Consider the following 13,891-nt stretch of genomic DNA (forward strand, 5'->3'; position numbering starts at 1 on the left):
CAAGTTTATTTTGAATACAGGGGCATCGACTTCGGGCGGTGCCTCTTTTTTGTGCGGATGCCAGGAAGCCTTGTCTTTTAGGCCACTTGGAAGGCCGGAAACATCGTGCTTATAGCGTCGGCCAAGGTCGCGCCGTTCGTCACGCGCGCACCAGGATAAACAGGGAGTGTCACGATGGCTGCAAGCGCAGCGCCGGCCTGGACTGGGCAGACGGCGGAAGCCAAGGACCTTTACGAGCTCGGCGAGATTCCCCCGCTCGGACACGTGCCTGCCAAGATGTACGCTTGGGCGATCCGCCGCGAGCGCCACGGGCCTCCGGAAGAGTCGCACCAGCTCGAAGTGCTTCCCGTGTGGGACATCGGCGACGACGAGGTGCTCGTCTACGTCATGGCCGCGGGCGTGAACTACAACGGCGTCTGGGCCGGCCTCGGTGAGCCGATCTCACCCTTCGACGTGCACAAGGGCGAGTACCACATCGCCGGTTCGGACGCGTCGGGCATCGTCTGGAAGGTCGGCGCCAAGGTGAAGCGCTGGAAGGTCGGCGACGAGGTCATCGTCCACTGCAATCAGGATGACGGCGACGACGAGGAGTGCAACGGCGGCGATCCGATGTTCTCGCCGACCCAGCGCATCTGGGGTTACGAGACCGGCGACGGATCCTTCGCCCAGTTCTGCCGGGTGCAGTCGCGCCAGCTGATGCAGCGTCCTAAGCACCTGACCTGGGAGGAGGCGGCCTGCTACACGCTGACGCTCGCCACCGCCTACCGCATGCTGTTCGGCCACGCGCCGCACATCGTGCGTCCGGGCCAGAACGTGCTGATCTGGGGCGCCTCGGGCGGTCTCGGCGTGTTCGGCGTGCAGCTCTGCGCGGCCTCGGGCGCCAACGCCATCGCCGTGATCTCGGACGAATCGAAGCGCGACTACGTCATGAGCCTCGGGGCCAAGGGCGTCATTAACCGCAAGGACTTCGATTGCTGGGGCCAGCTCCCGAAGGTGAACAGCCCTGAGTACAACACCTGGCTCAAGGAAGCCCGGCGGTTCGGCAAGGCGATCTGGGACATCACCGGCAAGGGCAACGACGTCGACATCGTGTTCGAGCATCCGGGCGAGGCGACCTTCCCGGTCTCGTCGCTGGTGGTGAAGCGCGGCGGCATGGTGGTCTTCTGCGCCGGCACGACCGGCTTCAACATCACCTTCGATGCCCGCTACGTCTGGATGCGCCAGAAGCGTATTCAAGGCTCGCACTTCGCCCACCTCAAGCAGGCCTCGGCCGCCAACCAGTTCGTCATGGACCGGCGAGTCGATCCGTGCATGAGCGAGGTGTTCCCCTGGGACAAGATCCCGGCCGCCCACACCAAGATGTGGAAGAACCAGCACCCGCCGGGCAACATGGCGGTGCTCGTGAACTCCACCCGCGCCGGCCTGCGCACGGTCGAGGACGTGATCGAGGCCGGCCCGCTCAAGGCGATGTGAGCCCGCCCGATTTGAAGTGAGAGAGCCCGCGCATTCCTCGGAATGCGCGGGCTTCTTTTGTTGAAAGACTCCGTCGGTCAACGCGGTCAATCGGCCAAGGCTGACCTGAAGAACGTCGTGCCGAAAGGAGCCCCTTCGCGGAGCGCGAGGTCGCGTGTGAAATGCACGACCCGACGTGCTGAGCCGACAGGCCGCGCGACCGGCAAACCTTTCCGAACGGCCTCAGGCCTCGCCGCGAGCGACGAGCGCCTCGTACTCGGACACTTCGAGGCGGCCTTCCTTGGCCACCCGCGCCTTGTCCTCGTCGCTGATCACGTCGCCGGCGAGGTCGAGTCGCTTCCAGGCGGCCAGCGGCGTCTCGCGGTTCGGGCGGGGGACGTACTTGTTCTGCTCGAGCTTCTTGTACTTGTGAATGTAGCGCGGGCAGTTGACCCAGATCTTGGTCACATCGACCTTCACGAGGTACTTCGCCTCCGTGTACTCGGCCATCAGCGGGTCGTCGCGCAGAAGCGAGGCGTGGCCCTGCACCCGGATGCGGTGCGGCGTCTCGAAGTCGATGAACAGAAGGCCGACTTTGGCCTGCCCCGCGATGTTGCCCACCGAGTAGAACATTCCATTGCCGTCGAAGCCGGGAAACACCAGCGTCGAGCCGTCGACCACTCTCACGAACCCGGTCGGGCCGCCCTTGTAGGAGACGGTCGGCATACCGTCGGGATCGACGGTAGACAGGAAGAACATATCGCGCGAGCCGATGAAGGCGGCTTCCTCCGGCTGGACCGTCTCGTGCACCCAGTCCTCGTCGAGGCGGACCGCGAGCTTGGTCGTGCCGAATTCCTCTTGGAGGGCGCGGTGCGCCTCCGAGTAGAGCGATGCCATAAGCGTCTCCTCCGGGGCCCGTTGCCTCGGGCCTCCTCGGGGAGCGTTTAAGGCAAAGATGAAAGGCCGCAAACGGCCGACGAAAAAAGGCCGGTCACGCTCGCGCGAACCGACCCTTCTTCACCACAGCGGAGGCCGAGCAAAGCACGGCCTCCCGATTTTCAAATTAGTTCTTGGACTTGTCGACCAGGGCCTTCTCGGAGATCCACGGCATCATGCCGCGCAGCTTGGCGCCGACTTCCTCGATCGGGTGAGCGGCGAGCTTGGCGCGGGTGGCCTTGAACGAGGTCTGGCCGACCTTGTTCTCCAGCATCCAGTTGCGGGTGAAGATGCCCGACTGGATGTCGTTGAGGACGCGCTTCATCTCGGCCTTGGTCTCCGGCGTCACGATGCGCGGGCCGGTGACGTACTCGCCGTACTCGGCGGTGTTCGAGATCGAGTAGTTCATGTTGGCGATGCCGCCCTCGTAGATGAGGTCGACGATCAGCTTCACCTCGTGCAGGCACTCGAAATAGGCCATCTCGGGGGCGTAGCCCGCCTCGACCAGGGTCTCGAAGCCGGCTTTGATCAGCTCGACGAGGCCGCCGCAGAGCACGGCCTGCTCACCGAACAGGTCAGTCTCGCACTCTTCCTTGAAGGTCGTCTCGATGATGCCGGCGCGGCCGCCGCCATTGGCCGAGGCGTAGGAGAGGCCGAGGTCGTGGGCGTTGCCCGAAGCGTCCTGGGCGATGGCGATCAGGGTCGGCACGCCGCCGCCCTTGAGGTACTCGCCGCGCACGGTGTGGCCGGGACCCTTCGGGGCGACCATCAGCACGTCGAGGTCCTTGCGCGGCTCGATCAGGTTGAAGTGCACGTTGAGGCCGTGGGCGAAGAGGAGGGCGGCGCCCTGCTTCATGTTGCCCTCGAGCGACTCCTTGTAGATGTCGCCCTGCAGCTCGTCGGGGGTGAGCATCATCACCACGTCGCCCCACTTGGCGGCATCGGCGACGTTCATCACCTTGAAGCCCTCGTGCTCCGCCTTCTTGGCGGTGGCCGAGCCCTCGCGGAGCGCGATGACGATGTCCTTCACGCCCGAATCGCGCAGGTTGAGCGCGTGGGCATGGCCCTGGGAGCCGTAGCCGACGATGACGACCTTCTTGCCCTTGATCAGGTTCAGGTCGGCGTCGCGATCGTAATAGACGCGCATGGTGGTGTCCTCTCTCGTGTCAGTCGTTTCGGTTCAGGGTTTCGCCTGGCCGTAGAGGGCCAGGAACTGCTCGACGGCTCGGGCCGCGTCGCTCCGGATCCCGGCAGCGTCGAGATCGAGCGCGTCGCCGAGGAGAAGTCTGATCTGGATATCGCGGCCGACCAGCCCGAAGAAGGTCCGGAACGCCGCCTCTCCGTCATCGAAGGCGAGAAGGCCCGCCGCGCGGCCGGCTTCCAGCACCGGCTTCACCCGCTCGCCGATGGCGAAGCGCCCGTTCGCCAGCACGATGCCGCCGAGATTGCTCTTGGCCGAACCGGCCTCGGCGATGGCGATGCGGTTGAGCGCCACCGAGGTGCGGCTGCTGATCACCGCGAGCCAGCTCTCGGCGAAGTCGAGGAGGTTGTCCCGCAAAGTGTCGGCGTCGAGGCCGCTCACCTCGTAGCGGCCGGCATGGACCCGTGAGGCCTGCCAGCGCACCGTTGCCGTGAGCAGGCCGTCGCGGTCGCCGAACCACTTGTAGAGCGTCTCCTTAGAGCAGCTTGCCCGGCGTGCCACCGCGTCCATGGTGAGCGGATCGCGGCCGTCCACCATCAGCGCCAGCGCGGCGTCGAGCACGGCCTGCTGACGCGGGGAGGGCCGCTCGATCGGAGGCTCTTCTATGGTGAGGGTGCTCGCCTGCATGTCCCGGCTGATAAGCAGTACCGTACGGTACGGTACGCTCTCCTAGCCGAGTCGGTTCGGTGCGGCAAGCCGACAGGACGCGATCGGCTGTGGTCGTTTTTGCCGTCATGATTCTGTCGTGGCGGTGCGGAAGCCGCTTGCCGAGCGCCGAGCCTCGGCGTATACGGCCCTCCGTCGCCACGGCGACGCCCGTGCCGTCCTCCGCAGGCGGCATCGTGGGGCTCGGGTGCGTAGCTCAGCGGGAGAGCATTCGCTTCACACGCGAAGGGTCACAGGTTCGATCCCTGTCGCGCCCACCACGCCCACTTCAACGAATTCCGGCTTCTCGTCTTCAATCACATTCTCGGACGCCAACCGCATTTGACGTTGGCACGTCTGCATGTTCGGCTAGCGGCGATTCGCATCATTTGTGCGTTCGCGGAGGCTGCCTTTTGCCGATTCTCATTATCTTTGCCGCCGTCATTGCAAGCGTTCTGATCTGGCTGCTGCGAGCCCACTACACGGTCAAGCAGCTCAAGGAGATCGATCAGGACACCAAGGGGCTCCAGCGCAAGGCGAAGTCCGCGTTCGAGAACATCATCGGGACGCCGCTGCAGCGGGTGAACGACGTGCGCCTCGCGGCCGTGATCCTGATGATCCAGATCGTGCGCACCGGCAGCCCGATCACGGCCTCCGAGAAGACCCGCATCCTCGAGCTGATGGAGAACCCGCTGGAGATTCAGACGATCTCCGCGACCTTCGAGCGGGCATGGCGCTATACGCAGGAGCGCCGACCCTTCTCTCTGGTCGCCGACCCGCTGCTGCCGCTGTTTCGCGAGAAGCTGACCGGCGAGGAGCGGGTGCAACTCGTGGAGATGCTGACCAAGGTCGCCTCTGCCCACTCGGCACCGAGCGAGTTGCAGCGTGAGGCGCTGGTGCGGCTGAAGCGGCGGCTAACCGCCGGCAAGCCGGAACTGGCAACGAGCCGGACCGGAAGTTTCGGGTAAGACGTCACCCGCCGTAACAGAGCGAAAAAGGCCGCCCTCTGGGCGGCCTTCTCGCAGGCCCGCCTCAGAGCGGGATGTTGTCGTGCTTCTTCCAGGGCTGCTCCATCTCCTTGGTGCGCAGCATCCCGAGCGCGCGGGCGATGCGCTTGCGGGTGGAGTGGGGCATGATGACTTCGTCGATGTAACCGCGCTCGGCCGCGACGAAGGGCGAGAGGAAGCGGTCCTCGTACTCCTTGGTCCGCTCGGCGATCTTGGCTTCGTCGCCGATCTCGGCACGGAAGATGATCTCGACCGCGCCCTTGGCGCCCATCACCGCGATCTGCGCCGTCGGCCAGGCGTAGTTCAAGTCGGCGCCGACATGCTTGGAGGCCATAACGTCGTAGGCGCCACCAAACGCCTTGCGGGTGATGATGGTGACGAGCGGCACCGTCGCCTGAGAATAGGCGAAGAGCAGCTTGGCGCCGTGCTTGATCAGGCCGCCATATTCCTGCGCCGTTCCGGGCAGGAAGCCCGGCACATCGACGAAGGTGACGATCGGGATCGAGAAGGCGTTGCAGAAGCGCACGAAGCGGGCCGCCTTGCGCGAGGCATCCGAGTCGAGCACGCCGGCGAGCACCAGCGGCTGGTTGGCGACGAACCCGACGGTGCGGCCCTCGACCCGGCCGAAGCCGGTGATGATGTTGCGGGCATAAGCCGCCTGGATCTCGAAGAAGTCGCCCTCGTCCACGACTCGGCGGATGAGCTCGCCCATGTCGTAGGGCTTGTTCGGGTTGTCCGGGATCAGCGTATCGAGCGACTTGTCGAGGCGGTTGACGTCGTCGAAGCTCTCGATCTCCGGCACACCCTCGATGTTGTTGGCGGGCAGGAAGTCGAGCAGGCGGCGGATCTGGAGGATCGCCTCGACATCGTTCTCGAACGAGCCGTCGGCGATCGAGGACTTCGAAGTGTGGACCTTGGCGCCGCCGAGTTCTTCCGCCGTGACCACCTCGTTGGTGACGGTCTTCACCACGTCGGGGCCGGTCACAAACATGTAGCTCGTGTCGCGCACCATGAAGATGAAGTCGGTCATGGCCGGCGAGTAGACGTCACCGCCCGCGCAGGGGCCCATGATGACCGAGATCTGCGGGATCACGCCGGAGGCGGCGACGTTGCGGCGGAACACCTCGCCATAGCCGCCGAGCGCCGCAACGCCCTCCTGGATGCGCGCGCCGCCGGCATCGAAAATGCCGATGATCGGCGCGCGCATCTTCAGCGCCATGTCCTGAACCTTGACGATCTTGGCCGCGTGCGCCTCGGAGAGCGAACCACCGAACACCGTGAAGTCCTTCGAGAACAGGAAGACGGTGCGCCCGTTCACGGTGCCCCAGCCGGTCACGACGCCGTCGCCGGAGATCTTCTGCTTCTCCATGCCGAAATCGGTGGAGCGGTGCTGGACGAACATGTCGAATTCCTCGAACGACCCGTGGTCGAGCAGGAGTTCGATGCGCTCGCGTGCCGTGAGCTTGCCGCGCTTGTGCTGCGCCTCGAGCCGCTTTTCCCCGCCGCCGAGACGGGCCTGCGCGCGGCGCTCCTCAAGCTTCTCGAGAATATCCTTCATGGTCCGGCGAGACTCCCTGACGATCGAAATCGTTTATTGAATGCAGATCACAGCGTAAGAGCTTGACCTTGCATCGATCAATCGCCCTTAGCACGCGTTCCCGCACTCGGAAACGGCTCGGCAGGCGTCCATTGGGCCAATGCTCGGCGATGGCATGCACGCCTGTGGACCCGGCTCGTAGGCTGGACCCATTGTTCAGGCCTTTTCGCCGTTGGCAGACGCGGACTCAGCCCTTCTTGACGAGCGGCATCGGCTCGTCCGGCACGGGCGGGGGCTTGGTGGCGCAGGCGGCAGTGCTCAGGGCGAGCAAGGCGGCGACGGCGGCAAGGGTGACTTACCGTGCGTTGAATCGATGGGCCGGCAGGTTCGTCTCCAAAATCAGATGAGACCGAGAGTAAAGCCAGAGCGCACCAATCCGATCGTGCAAACAGGCGACTTCTCAATTCAAGCAGGCAGTTGCTTTCTCATCGCTCTAAGAAAAATCATGATGCTCATCAAGTAAGCGCATCTGTCAAAGGTTGGTGCAACGCCTCTCAGGTGCTGCGCTGAGCGACGACGGCCGCCGCGTCGAATTCGGTTCGGCGAAAGGCGAGACGGGCCTCGGCCTCCGCGTCGCGCCCCCAGATGGCGGCCTGATAGCTTTCATCGATATGGGCAGCCGCCCAGGCTTCGTCCGCGCTCAGGCGCCGGTGCAACACTGCCAGCGCGATCACGAGGGAGCCGGTCAGCGTCGTCATAGCGTGAAGCGCTGCCAGTCGGAACGGATCGTCGACCGCGTCGATTGCCGCGCGAAGCGCCGCCACCGAACCCTCCGGCTGCTCCACATGCATCACCCCCTCGGCGAGGAACAGCCGCGCACCCAGCGCGTCGGCAGCCCAATCCACCAGCGGATCCCAGGCTGCGGCCTGCTCGGCGACGAGGCGGTCCGGCGTTCCGGCGCGGTAGGCGACGAGGTCGGTGCCGGCAAAGGCGCCGAGATCCTCGGCCACCGCGGCGCGGCGCTCGACGACGCCGTCGATTGTGGTGTTGACGATGCGGGTCAGCGGCATCGTGCGCGGATCGATCACCGTCTCCTGCGCCGCCCATTCCGCCGCGAGCGCTTCACCGAGCCCGCGATCGGGGACGACAAGCGGCCGGCGGCCGGGCGTGTTGGCGCCGCGCCCATCGAGGACGAGGCGGAAGCCGCCCTCGGCCTCCGCGACGCCGGCCTGCGCGTAGAAGCGCTTGGGTAGGGTCGGTGCCGTGCTCGCGCGGGCGGCCCGGATGGGATCGTGCTGTCCATCGCCGCCGGGCTCGCCCAGCCAATCGCGGGTCACGTCGTCGCCTGAGATGCTCATGGTTCGCAGATAGGATTTCTCGCAGCCTCGCGCGAGTCTCCGGTGCGGCGAAGATCAATCCTCTATGAGGCGGCAAGGCGCGGCGTGACCGGGCCGGCTTGCGCGTCGTCGAGAGGGCCGGAGAACAGGTCGCTCAAGGAGATCGCGGAATCGACCACCGTCACCGCGCCGGCGCCGAACAGCGCGCCGGGCGTGTGGTAGCCCCAGCCGACGCCGATGGCCGCCACGCCCGCGCTCCTGGCCATCATCATGTCGTAGGTGGTGTCGCCGATCATCACCGTCATCGACGGTTCGGCGCCGGATTCGCCCATCGCCTGAAGCAGCATCGCTGGATCGGGCTTGGACGGCGCGTCGTCGGCGGTCTGGATCGTGGCGAACCAGCGCTCCCAGCCGTGCTTGTCCACGAGATGATCGACGCCGCGGCGCGACTTGCCCGTGGCGATGCCGAGCTGGATGTCATCGCGGCGATGCAGCCGCTCGACCAGTTCGGCCATCCCCGGAAACAGCGGCTCCTCGTAATCCGGATCGACGCGCAAAGCCTGGAACGCCTTGCGATAGCTGTGCGAAAGCGACTCGATCGGCCCGGCTTCGCCGACGAGACGGCGGAACGCCTCGGGCAGGGACAGCCCGACGACGGAGAGGGCTTCCTTGCGCGCGGGCGCTTCCAGCCCGTGCTCCGAGAAGGCTCGCCGCTGAGCTTCCACGATCAGGTGCTGGCTGTCGACGAGGGTGCCGTCGACATCGAAGACGATCAGCTTGAGCACGAACGCGTCGCCTCGAAGGCTCAAGGCCGACGGACGGGCGCCGGCTGCGAGGCCGGGCGTCGCTCGTAACCGAGGCGGCAGCGGACGAGGAACCGGCGGCGTGCCCCGCCGGACAGCTTGCGGCGATGCGATTCGCGGTTGCAGGCGGCGTAGGAGATCCGCCGACGGCGCTCGGCGGCACGCATCCCCTGGCCCTGCGGCCGCGACGCCTGTGAGGGCGGGGCGGCAGATGGCGGTTGTCCCTGGGGCGGTGTCGGCGGCTGGCCTTGGGGTTGCCCTTGAGGCTGCCCTTGGGCATGCCCCTGCGTCGGACCCTGCGCCTTGTCGCCGGGCGGTGCCGCGCCGACCGGCGTGACGGCGCAGACGAGGCCGGCAAACGCGACGGAGAACAGCGTGACGGGCCTCATGCGATCCTAAAACCTCGTAGCAGCGGCCAGCAGCGGGACGAAGGCGTCCGAGAGGCGGGACGGCGACCTGCCGCCACGTCCCATCGGTTCGCGCCGATAGAAGCACCTCGCCGTGTTCCCGTCCACGCGGAAGGCTTACGATGCGAAACCTATGGCAAGAGCCCCGACTTCCAAGGCGCTCCGCGCGTTCGTGAAGGGCCGGCGGGCGGATCAGGCCTCCGGCGCCTCGACGATCGGGTCGTAGCGCGCGGCATCGAAGCCGAGCAGGTTCCAGCTCTGGGCCATGTGCGGGGGCAGCGGCGCGCTGACATCGACCGGCTGGCCCGTGCGCGGATGCGGGATCACGATGCGGCGGGCCAGAAGATGCAGGCGGTTCTGGATGCCGCCGGGCAGCTCCCAATTTTCGACGTCGAAATATTTCGGGTCGCCGACGATCGGGTGGCCGATATGCGCGGCGTGGGCGCGCAACTGGTGCGTCCGGCCCGTCACCGGCTTCAGCGAGAGCCAAGCGAGCTTCTGCGCCGCCTGATCGACGGTGGCGTAGTAGGTCAGTGCGTGGCTCGCGCCGTCGTCGCCGTGCTTGGCCACCCGCATACGCGCGTCGGCATCGGTCGGCTCGTCCTTCACGAGATAGGTCGAGACCCGGCCCTGGCGGGTTCGAGGCACGCCGGCCACCAGCGCCCAGTAGATCTTTCGCGCGGCGCGGGAGCGGAAGCTCTTGGCCAGCGTCGCGGCAGCAAGCCGCGTCTTGGCGACGATCAGGCAGCCGGCGGTGTCCTTGTCGAGGCGGTGAACGAGGCGTGGGCGCTGCCCGTCCGGCCCGGTCAGCGCCTCCAAGAGGCCGTCGACATGGCGCACGGTGCCCGAGCCACCCTGCACCGCCAGCCCGAACGGCTTGTTGAGGATCATCATGTCCGCGTCCTCGTAGAGGATCAGCAAGCGCAGGAACTCGGCATCCCCGTCGATCTTGGCGGCGCTGCGCGGCCGGTCGGCCGGCTGCTCCAGCTTGAGCGGCGGCACCCGCACGCTCGATCCCGGCTCGAGCCGGTCGTTCGGCTTGGCGCGCTTGCCGTCCACCCGCAACTCGCCCTTGCGGACGATGCTCTGCACGCGGGTGAAGGGAAGCTGCGGAAAGCGCGCGCCGAGGAAGCGGTCGATGCGCATCCCGGCTTCGTCGGGGGCAACGGTCAGGGTCTGCACGCCGCTCGCCAGCGTCGCCGAGGCGGCGGCGCGCTGCTCACGCCGGGTCGGGCCGGCAGGCGGGGCAGGGGACTCGGCCCGCGGAGCTTCGACCCGTGGGGGTTTGGCCCGCGAGGAATCGGCTCGTGTGGACTTGGCAGTGGGGGCTCGAGCAGCCGGCGGCCCGGCGCGCTCCCAGGAAGCATCCGCCTTCGGGGCGGCCGTCCTCGGCTTACGCGGTGGGCGCGGCGCGCTCTCCGGCACGGCGTCGTCGCCCCAGGGCGAGCGGTCGCTGACATCGTCGCCGCGGTTGCGCGCGGCGCGCTGCGCGGCGTCCTTGGCGGAGGTGCGCGGTCCCGTGCCGGGGCGCGGCGTGTAGCCGCCGGGCCCGCGTTTCGCGCCGGACCCGCGATGTGGAGGACGTCCCTTCATGCGCCGCTGCTATCATCCTGAGATGACGGCGCAAAGCGTCGCCGCTGATGGGATCATCGATTCGCTGTCCGTGACCGCGTGCAGCGCATGGCGTCGCGCGTCAAGCCGCCAGACGCGCCGCTTCCAGGGTGAGGCCGAGCCCGACCGAGCCGAAGGTGTCGCCATCGACCACTCGCGCCGTCGGCACGCAGGCGGTGAGCGCCGCGCGAACATGCGGCAGACCGGTCGATCCCCCGGTCAGAAATAGCGCGTCGATCCGGTCTGCCGACAGCCCTGCCTGAGCGAGGCAGCGGTCGATCCGCTGCGCCATGCGGCGCGCAAGGTCCTCGGTATGCCCCGCCAGCCGTCCGCGATCGACAGCGGCCGCGAGGCCCGACTCGACCCATTCGAGATCGACCGTGCCGGTTCCCGCATCGGAGGCGGCGATCTTGGCGCCTTCCACCGCCATGGCGAGCGAGTGCCCGCGCTCCGCCTCCACGACCGTGCGCAGACGGGTCACGAGCTCCGGCCGTGCGGCGTCGCGCACCACCTCGTCGATCTCGCGCAGCGTCTTGGAATTGTAGAGGCGGTTGATGCTCGACCACGTTGCGAGGTCGTGGAAATAGGCGTTCGGCACGGAAAGATCCGCCCGCTTCATCGGGCTCCCAAGGCCGAGGAGCGGCATCACCGCGCCAAGACTCAGATTTCGATCGAAGTCGGTGCCGCCGATGCGGATGCCGTCATTGGCCAGGATGTCGTCGGCCCGCTCGTCACGCCGGTGCCGCTCGGGCGAGAGCCGGACGATGGAGAAGTCCGAGGTGCCGCCGCCGATATCGGCGATCAGCGCGATTTCCTCGCTCGTCACCATGCGCTCGTATTCGAGCGCGGCGGCGATCGGCTCGTACTGGAAGCGGACATGGCGGAAGCCGATGCTCTCGGCGATCTGCCGCAGCGTGTCCTCCGCCTTGCGGTCGCCCGCCGGATCGTTGTCGACGAAATGCACCGGGCGGCCATGCACCACGGTGTCGAGGTCGACGCCGGCCTCCGCCTCGCCGCGCGCCTTCACCAGGGTGAGGTAGCGGGCGATGACATCGCGGAAGCGGATGCGCTCGCGGCCGACGGGCGTGGTCTCCTCGATCAAAGCGGAGCCGAGCACCGATTTGAGCGCCCGCATTAAGCGGCCCGGTGTGCCCTCGACATAGGCCTCGATCGCCGCCCGGCCGATCTGCGCCTCGCGGCCGGGCGCGAAGAAGATTGCGCTCGGAAGGGTGCGGTGCGTGCCCTCCAGCGGCACCAGGACCGGGCGGTCTCCCGCGCCGATCCCGAGTGTGGTGTTGGACGTGCCGAAATCGAGGCCGCAGGCCGCCATGGGACCGGATCGCTTGAATTCTCAAGGGGAGGGCGGCCCCGTTACGGTCCTCCGCCGCCGAGCGCAATCCCCGATCGGTCACACCGGGGCCCGACCCTCACACCGCCGCGCCGAGATAGCGGCGGCGCAGATGCGCCAGGAAATCCTCCGCGCCGAGCGGCTTGCCGGTTGCTGCGAGCAGCAATTCGTCGGTCTCCATCAGGCTCGCGCGGGCATGGACGTTCTCGAGCAGCCAGCCGCGCAATTGCGCAAAGTCACCCTCGGCCAGAGCCGGTCGGATGCTGGGATGCGCGGCGCAGGCCGCCCTGAAGAGCTGTGCGGCCGCGAGTGCGCCGAGGGTGTAGGTCGGAAAGTAGCCGAAGCTGCCGCCGGGCCAGTGGATGTCCTGCAGGCAGCCGTGCCGATCGTCCGGCACGGTCAGTCCCAGCAATTCCATCATGCCGTCGTTGAAGGCGCCCGGCAGGTCGGCCACCGTGAGGTCACCCGCGATCATCGCCGTCTCCAGGCGGTAGCGCAGCAGGATATGGGCCGGGTAGGTCACTTCGTCGGCATCCACCCGGATGAAGCCCGGCTCGACGCGGGTGTAGAGGCGGTGCAGGTTGTCCGCCTCCCAGGCCGGGCCGTCGCCGCCGAACGCCGCGCGCAGGGTTGGGGCGAGGTAGGCGCAGAATTCGGCCGAGCGGCAGGCCTGCATCTCGACCAGCAGTGACTGGCTCTCGTGCAGGCTCATGCCGCGGGCCTGACCCACGGGCTGATGGCGCCATGCGGCCGGCCGGCCCTGCTCGTAGATCGCGTGGCCGGTCTCGTGCAGCACACCCATCAGGGCGCCGGTGGCGCTGGCCTCGTCGTAGCGAGTGGTGATGCGGACATCATCGGTGGCGCCGCCGCAGAAGGGATGCAGGCTGACATCGAGGCGCCCGCGGGAAAAATCGAACCCGACGGCCCGCATCAGCCCCAGGCCGATCTCCCGCTGGATCGCCACCGGAAACGGGCCGGGCAGCGGCAGGGCAGGGGCCTGCGCCGCCTGCCGCTCGCGCACCGCGACGACGAGGTCCGGCAGGACGGTCCGCAACTGCGCAAAGATCGGATCGATGCGCGCGCGCCGCATACCGGGATCGTAGCCGTCCAGCAGCGCGTCGTAGGGATCGAGCCCGAGCGTCGCGCCCTTGGCCTCGCCGACGAGCCGACGCAGCCGCAGCACCTCCTCCAGATGGGGGCGCAGCCGAGCAAAGTCCGACTCGCGCCGCGCCTCGCGCCAGATCATCTCGCAGCGCGTCGTCGCCTTCGATGCGGCGGCGACGAGATCGCCCGGCACCGCCGCCGCATGGGCATAGGCCCGACGCATCTCGCGCAGATTCGCCCGCTCCCACTCGCCGAGACCCGCCTCGGACTCCGCCGCCTCGAAGCGCTCGGCATTGCGCGGGTCCGTGAGGATTTCGTGGGCGAGTACGCTCAGCACGGCCAACTGCTCTCCGCGGGTGTCGGAGGCGCCGTCCGGCATCTGGGTCTGCGTATCCCAGCCGAGGATGCCGCTCGCATCCTCGAGGGCGCCGAGACGGGCGAAGGTGGCGGTGAGCGTCGCGTAAGCCTGCATGATCGGTCGAGATCCCTCGATATCGCCTAGG

Annotated in this window: 12 protein-coding genes and 1 tRNA gene; 3 read left to right on the top strand and 10 right to left on the bottom strand. The window is 67.6% G+C overall.

Features of this window, described 5'->3' with window-relative positions; all coding sequences use genetic code 11:
- Window positions 1-174 precede the first annotated feature (174 nt).
- A complete protein-coding gene (ccrA, locus tag MFF24_RS07710) occupies window positions 175-1,473 on the top strand; it encodes a crotonyl-CoA carboxylase/reductase (RefSeq protein ID WP_238223687.1) in 1,299 nt (432 codons plus the stop codon).
- Between the two features lie 222 nt (window positions 1,474-1,695).
- Here ccrA and MFF24_RS07715 read toward each other — a convergent pair whose 3' ends face one another.
- From MFF24_RS07715 to MFF24_RS07725, 3 genes are all read right to left on the bottom strand, one after another.
- On the bottom strand, window positions 1,696-2,349 hold the full coding sequence (locus MFF24_RS07715; RefSeq protein ID WP_238223688.1) for a pyridoxamine 5'-phosphate oxidase family protein: 654 nt from the start codon (window positions 2,347-2,349) through the stop codon (window positions 1,696-1,698).
- 166 nt (window positions 2,350-2,515) lie between these two features.
- Entirely contained in the window at window positions 2,516-3,535 is a 1,020-nt protein-coding gene (gene ilvC, locus MFF24_RS07720; RefSeq protein WP_133089719.1) for a ketol-acid reductoisomerase, read from the bottom strand.
- Window positions 3,536-3,568: 33 nt separating this feature from the next.
- The gene (locus MFF24_RS07725) at window positions 3,569-4,216 is read right to left on the bottom strand and encodes a TetR/AcrR family transcriptional regulator (RefSeq protein ID WP_238223690.1); all 648 of its coding nucleotides are present in this window, start codon (window positions 4,214-4,216) and stop codon (window positions 3,569-3,571) included.
- A gap of 224 nt (window positions 4,217-4,440) precedes the next feature.
- On the opposite strand from MFF24_RS07725, the gene MFF24_RS07730 reads away from it, so the two are divergent.
- Window positions 4,441-4,515 (top strand) — tRNA-Val (locus MFF24_RS07730).
- 132 nt (window positions 4,516-4,647) lie between these two features.
- A complete protein-coding gene (locus MFF24_RS07735; RefSeq protein ID WP_108938445.1) occupies window positions 4,648-5,202 on the top strand; it encodes a tellurite resistance TerB family protein in 555 nt (184 codons plus the stop codon).
- A 64-nt stretch (window positions 5,203-5,266) separates the two neighbouring features.
- Here MFF24_RS07735 and MFF24_RS07740 read toward each other — a convergent pair whose 3' ends face one another.
- The 7 genes from MFF24_RS07740 to MFF24_RS07770 all read right to left on the bottom strand — a co-directional run bounded on the left by MFF24_RS07740 (window position 5,267) and on the right by MFF24_RS07770 (window position 13,860).
- On the bottom strand, window positions 5,267-6,799 hold the full coding sequence (locus MFF24_RS07740) for an acyl-CoA carboxylase subunit beta (RefSeq protein ID WP_166058218.1): 1,533 nt from the start codon (window positions 6,797-6,799) through the stop codon (window positions 5,267-5,269).
- Window positions 6,800-7,332: 533 nt separating this feature from the next.
- A complete protein-coding gene (locus MFF24_RS07745) occupies window positions 7,333-8,136 on the bottom strand; it encodes an ATP12 family chaperone protein (RefSeq protein ID WP_238223692.1) in 804 nt (267 codons plus the stop codon).
- A gap of 62 nt (window positions 8,137-8,198) precedes the next feature.
- Window positions 8,199-8,900: an HAD-IA family hydrolase gene (locus MFF24_RS07750; protein WP_238223694.1), complete on the bottom strand. Its 702-nt coding sequence runs from the start codon at window positions 8,898-8,900 to the stop codon at window positions 8,199-8,201.
- 20 nt (window positions 8,901-8,920) lie between these two features.
- Window positions 8,921-9,307 (bottom strand): serine/threonine protein kinase, encoded by a 387-nt coding sequence (locus tag MFF24_RS07755; RefSeq protein WP_238223696.1) that lies wholly within the window; start codon window positions 9,305-9,307, stop codon window positions 8,921-8,923.
- A gap of 210 nt (window positions 9,308-9,517) precedes the next feature.
- Window positions 9,518-10,918: an RluA family pseudouridine synthase gene (locus MFF24_RS07760; protein ID WP_238223698.1), complete on the bottom strand. Its 1,401-nt coding sequence runs from the start codon at window positions 10,916-10,918 to the stop codon at window positions 9,518-9,520.
- Window positions 10,919-11,018: 100 nt separating this feature from the next.
- Entirely contained in the window at window positions 11,019-12,266 is a 1,248-nt protein-coding gene (locus tag MFF24_RS07765) for an Hsp70 family protein (RefSeq protein WP_238223700.1), read from the bottom strand.
- A 97-nt stretch (window positions 12,267-12,363) separates the two neighbouring features.
- Complete coding sequence (locus MFF24_RS07770; RefSeq protein ID WP_238223702.1) at window positions 12,364-13,860, bottom strand: carboxypeptidase M32; 1,497 nt, start codon at window positions 13,858-13,860, stop codon at window positions 12,364-12,366.
- Window positions 13,861-13,891 lie beyond the last annotated feature (31 nt).

Source organism: Methylorubrum aminovorans, assembly GCF_022179725.1.
Classification (GTDB): Bacteria; Pseudomonadota; Alphaproteobacteria; order Rhizobiales; family Beijerinckiaceae; genus Methylobacterium; species Methylobacterium aminovorans.

Excerpts from the sequence above, each read along its gene's own strand:
- MFF24_RS07725 (WP_238223690.1), bottom strand. The coding sequence starts at position 4,216 with ATGCAGGCGAGCACCCTCACCATAGAAGAGCCTCCGATCGAGCGGCCC.
- MFF24_RS07760 (WP_238223698.1), bottom strand. The coding sequence starts at position 10,918 with ATGAAGGGACGTCCTCCACATCGCGGGTCCGGCGCGAAACGCGGGCCC.
- MFF24_RS07755 (WP_238223696.1), bottom strand. The coding sequence starts at position 9,307 with ATGAGGCCCGTCACGCTGTTCTCCGTCGCGTTTGCCGGCCTCGTCTGC.
- MFF24_RS07745 (WP_238223692.1), bottom strand. The coding sequence starts at position 8,136 with ATGAGCATCTCAGGCGACGACGTGACCCGCGATTGGCTGGGCGAGCCC.
- MFF24_RS07765 (WP_238223700.1), bottom strand. The coding sequence starts at position 12,266 with ATGGCGGCCTGCGGCCTCGATTTCGGCACGTCCAACACCACACTCGGG.
- MFF24_RS07770 (WP_238223702.1), bottom strand. The coding sequence starts at position 13,860 with ATGCAGGCTTACGCGACGCTCACCGCCACCTTCGCCCGTCTCGGCGCC.
- MFF24_RS07715 (WP_238223688.1), bottom strand. The coding sequence starts at position 2,349 with ATGGCATCGCTCTACTCGGAGGCGCACCGCGCCCTCCAAGAGGAATTC.
- ccrA (WP_238223687.1), top strand. The coding sequence starts at position 175 with ATGGCTGCAAGCGCAGCGCCGGCCTGGACTGGGCAGACGGCGGAAGCC.
- ilvC (WP_133089719.1), bottom strand. The coding sequence starts at position 3,535 with ATGCGCGTCTATTACGATCGCGACGCCGACCTGAACCTGATCAAGGGC.
- MFF24_RS07740 (WP_166058218.1), bottom strand. The coding sequence starts at position 6,799 with ATGAAGGATATTCTCGAGAAGCTTGAGGAGCGCCGCGCGCAGGCCCGT.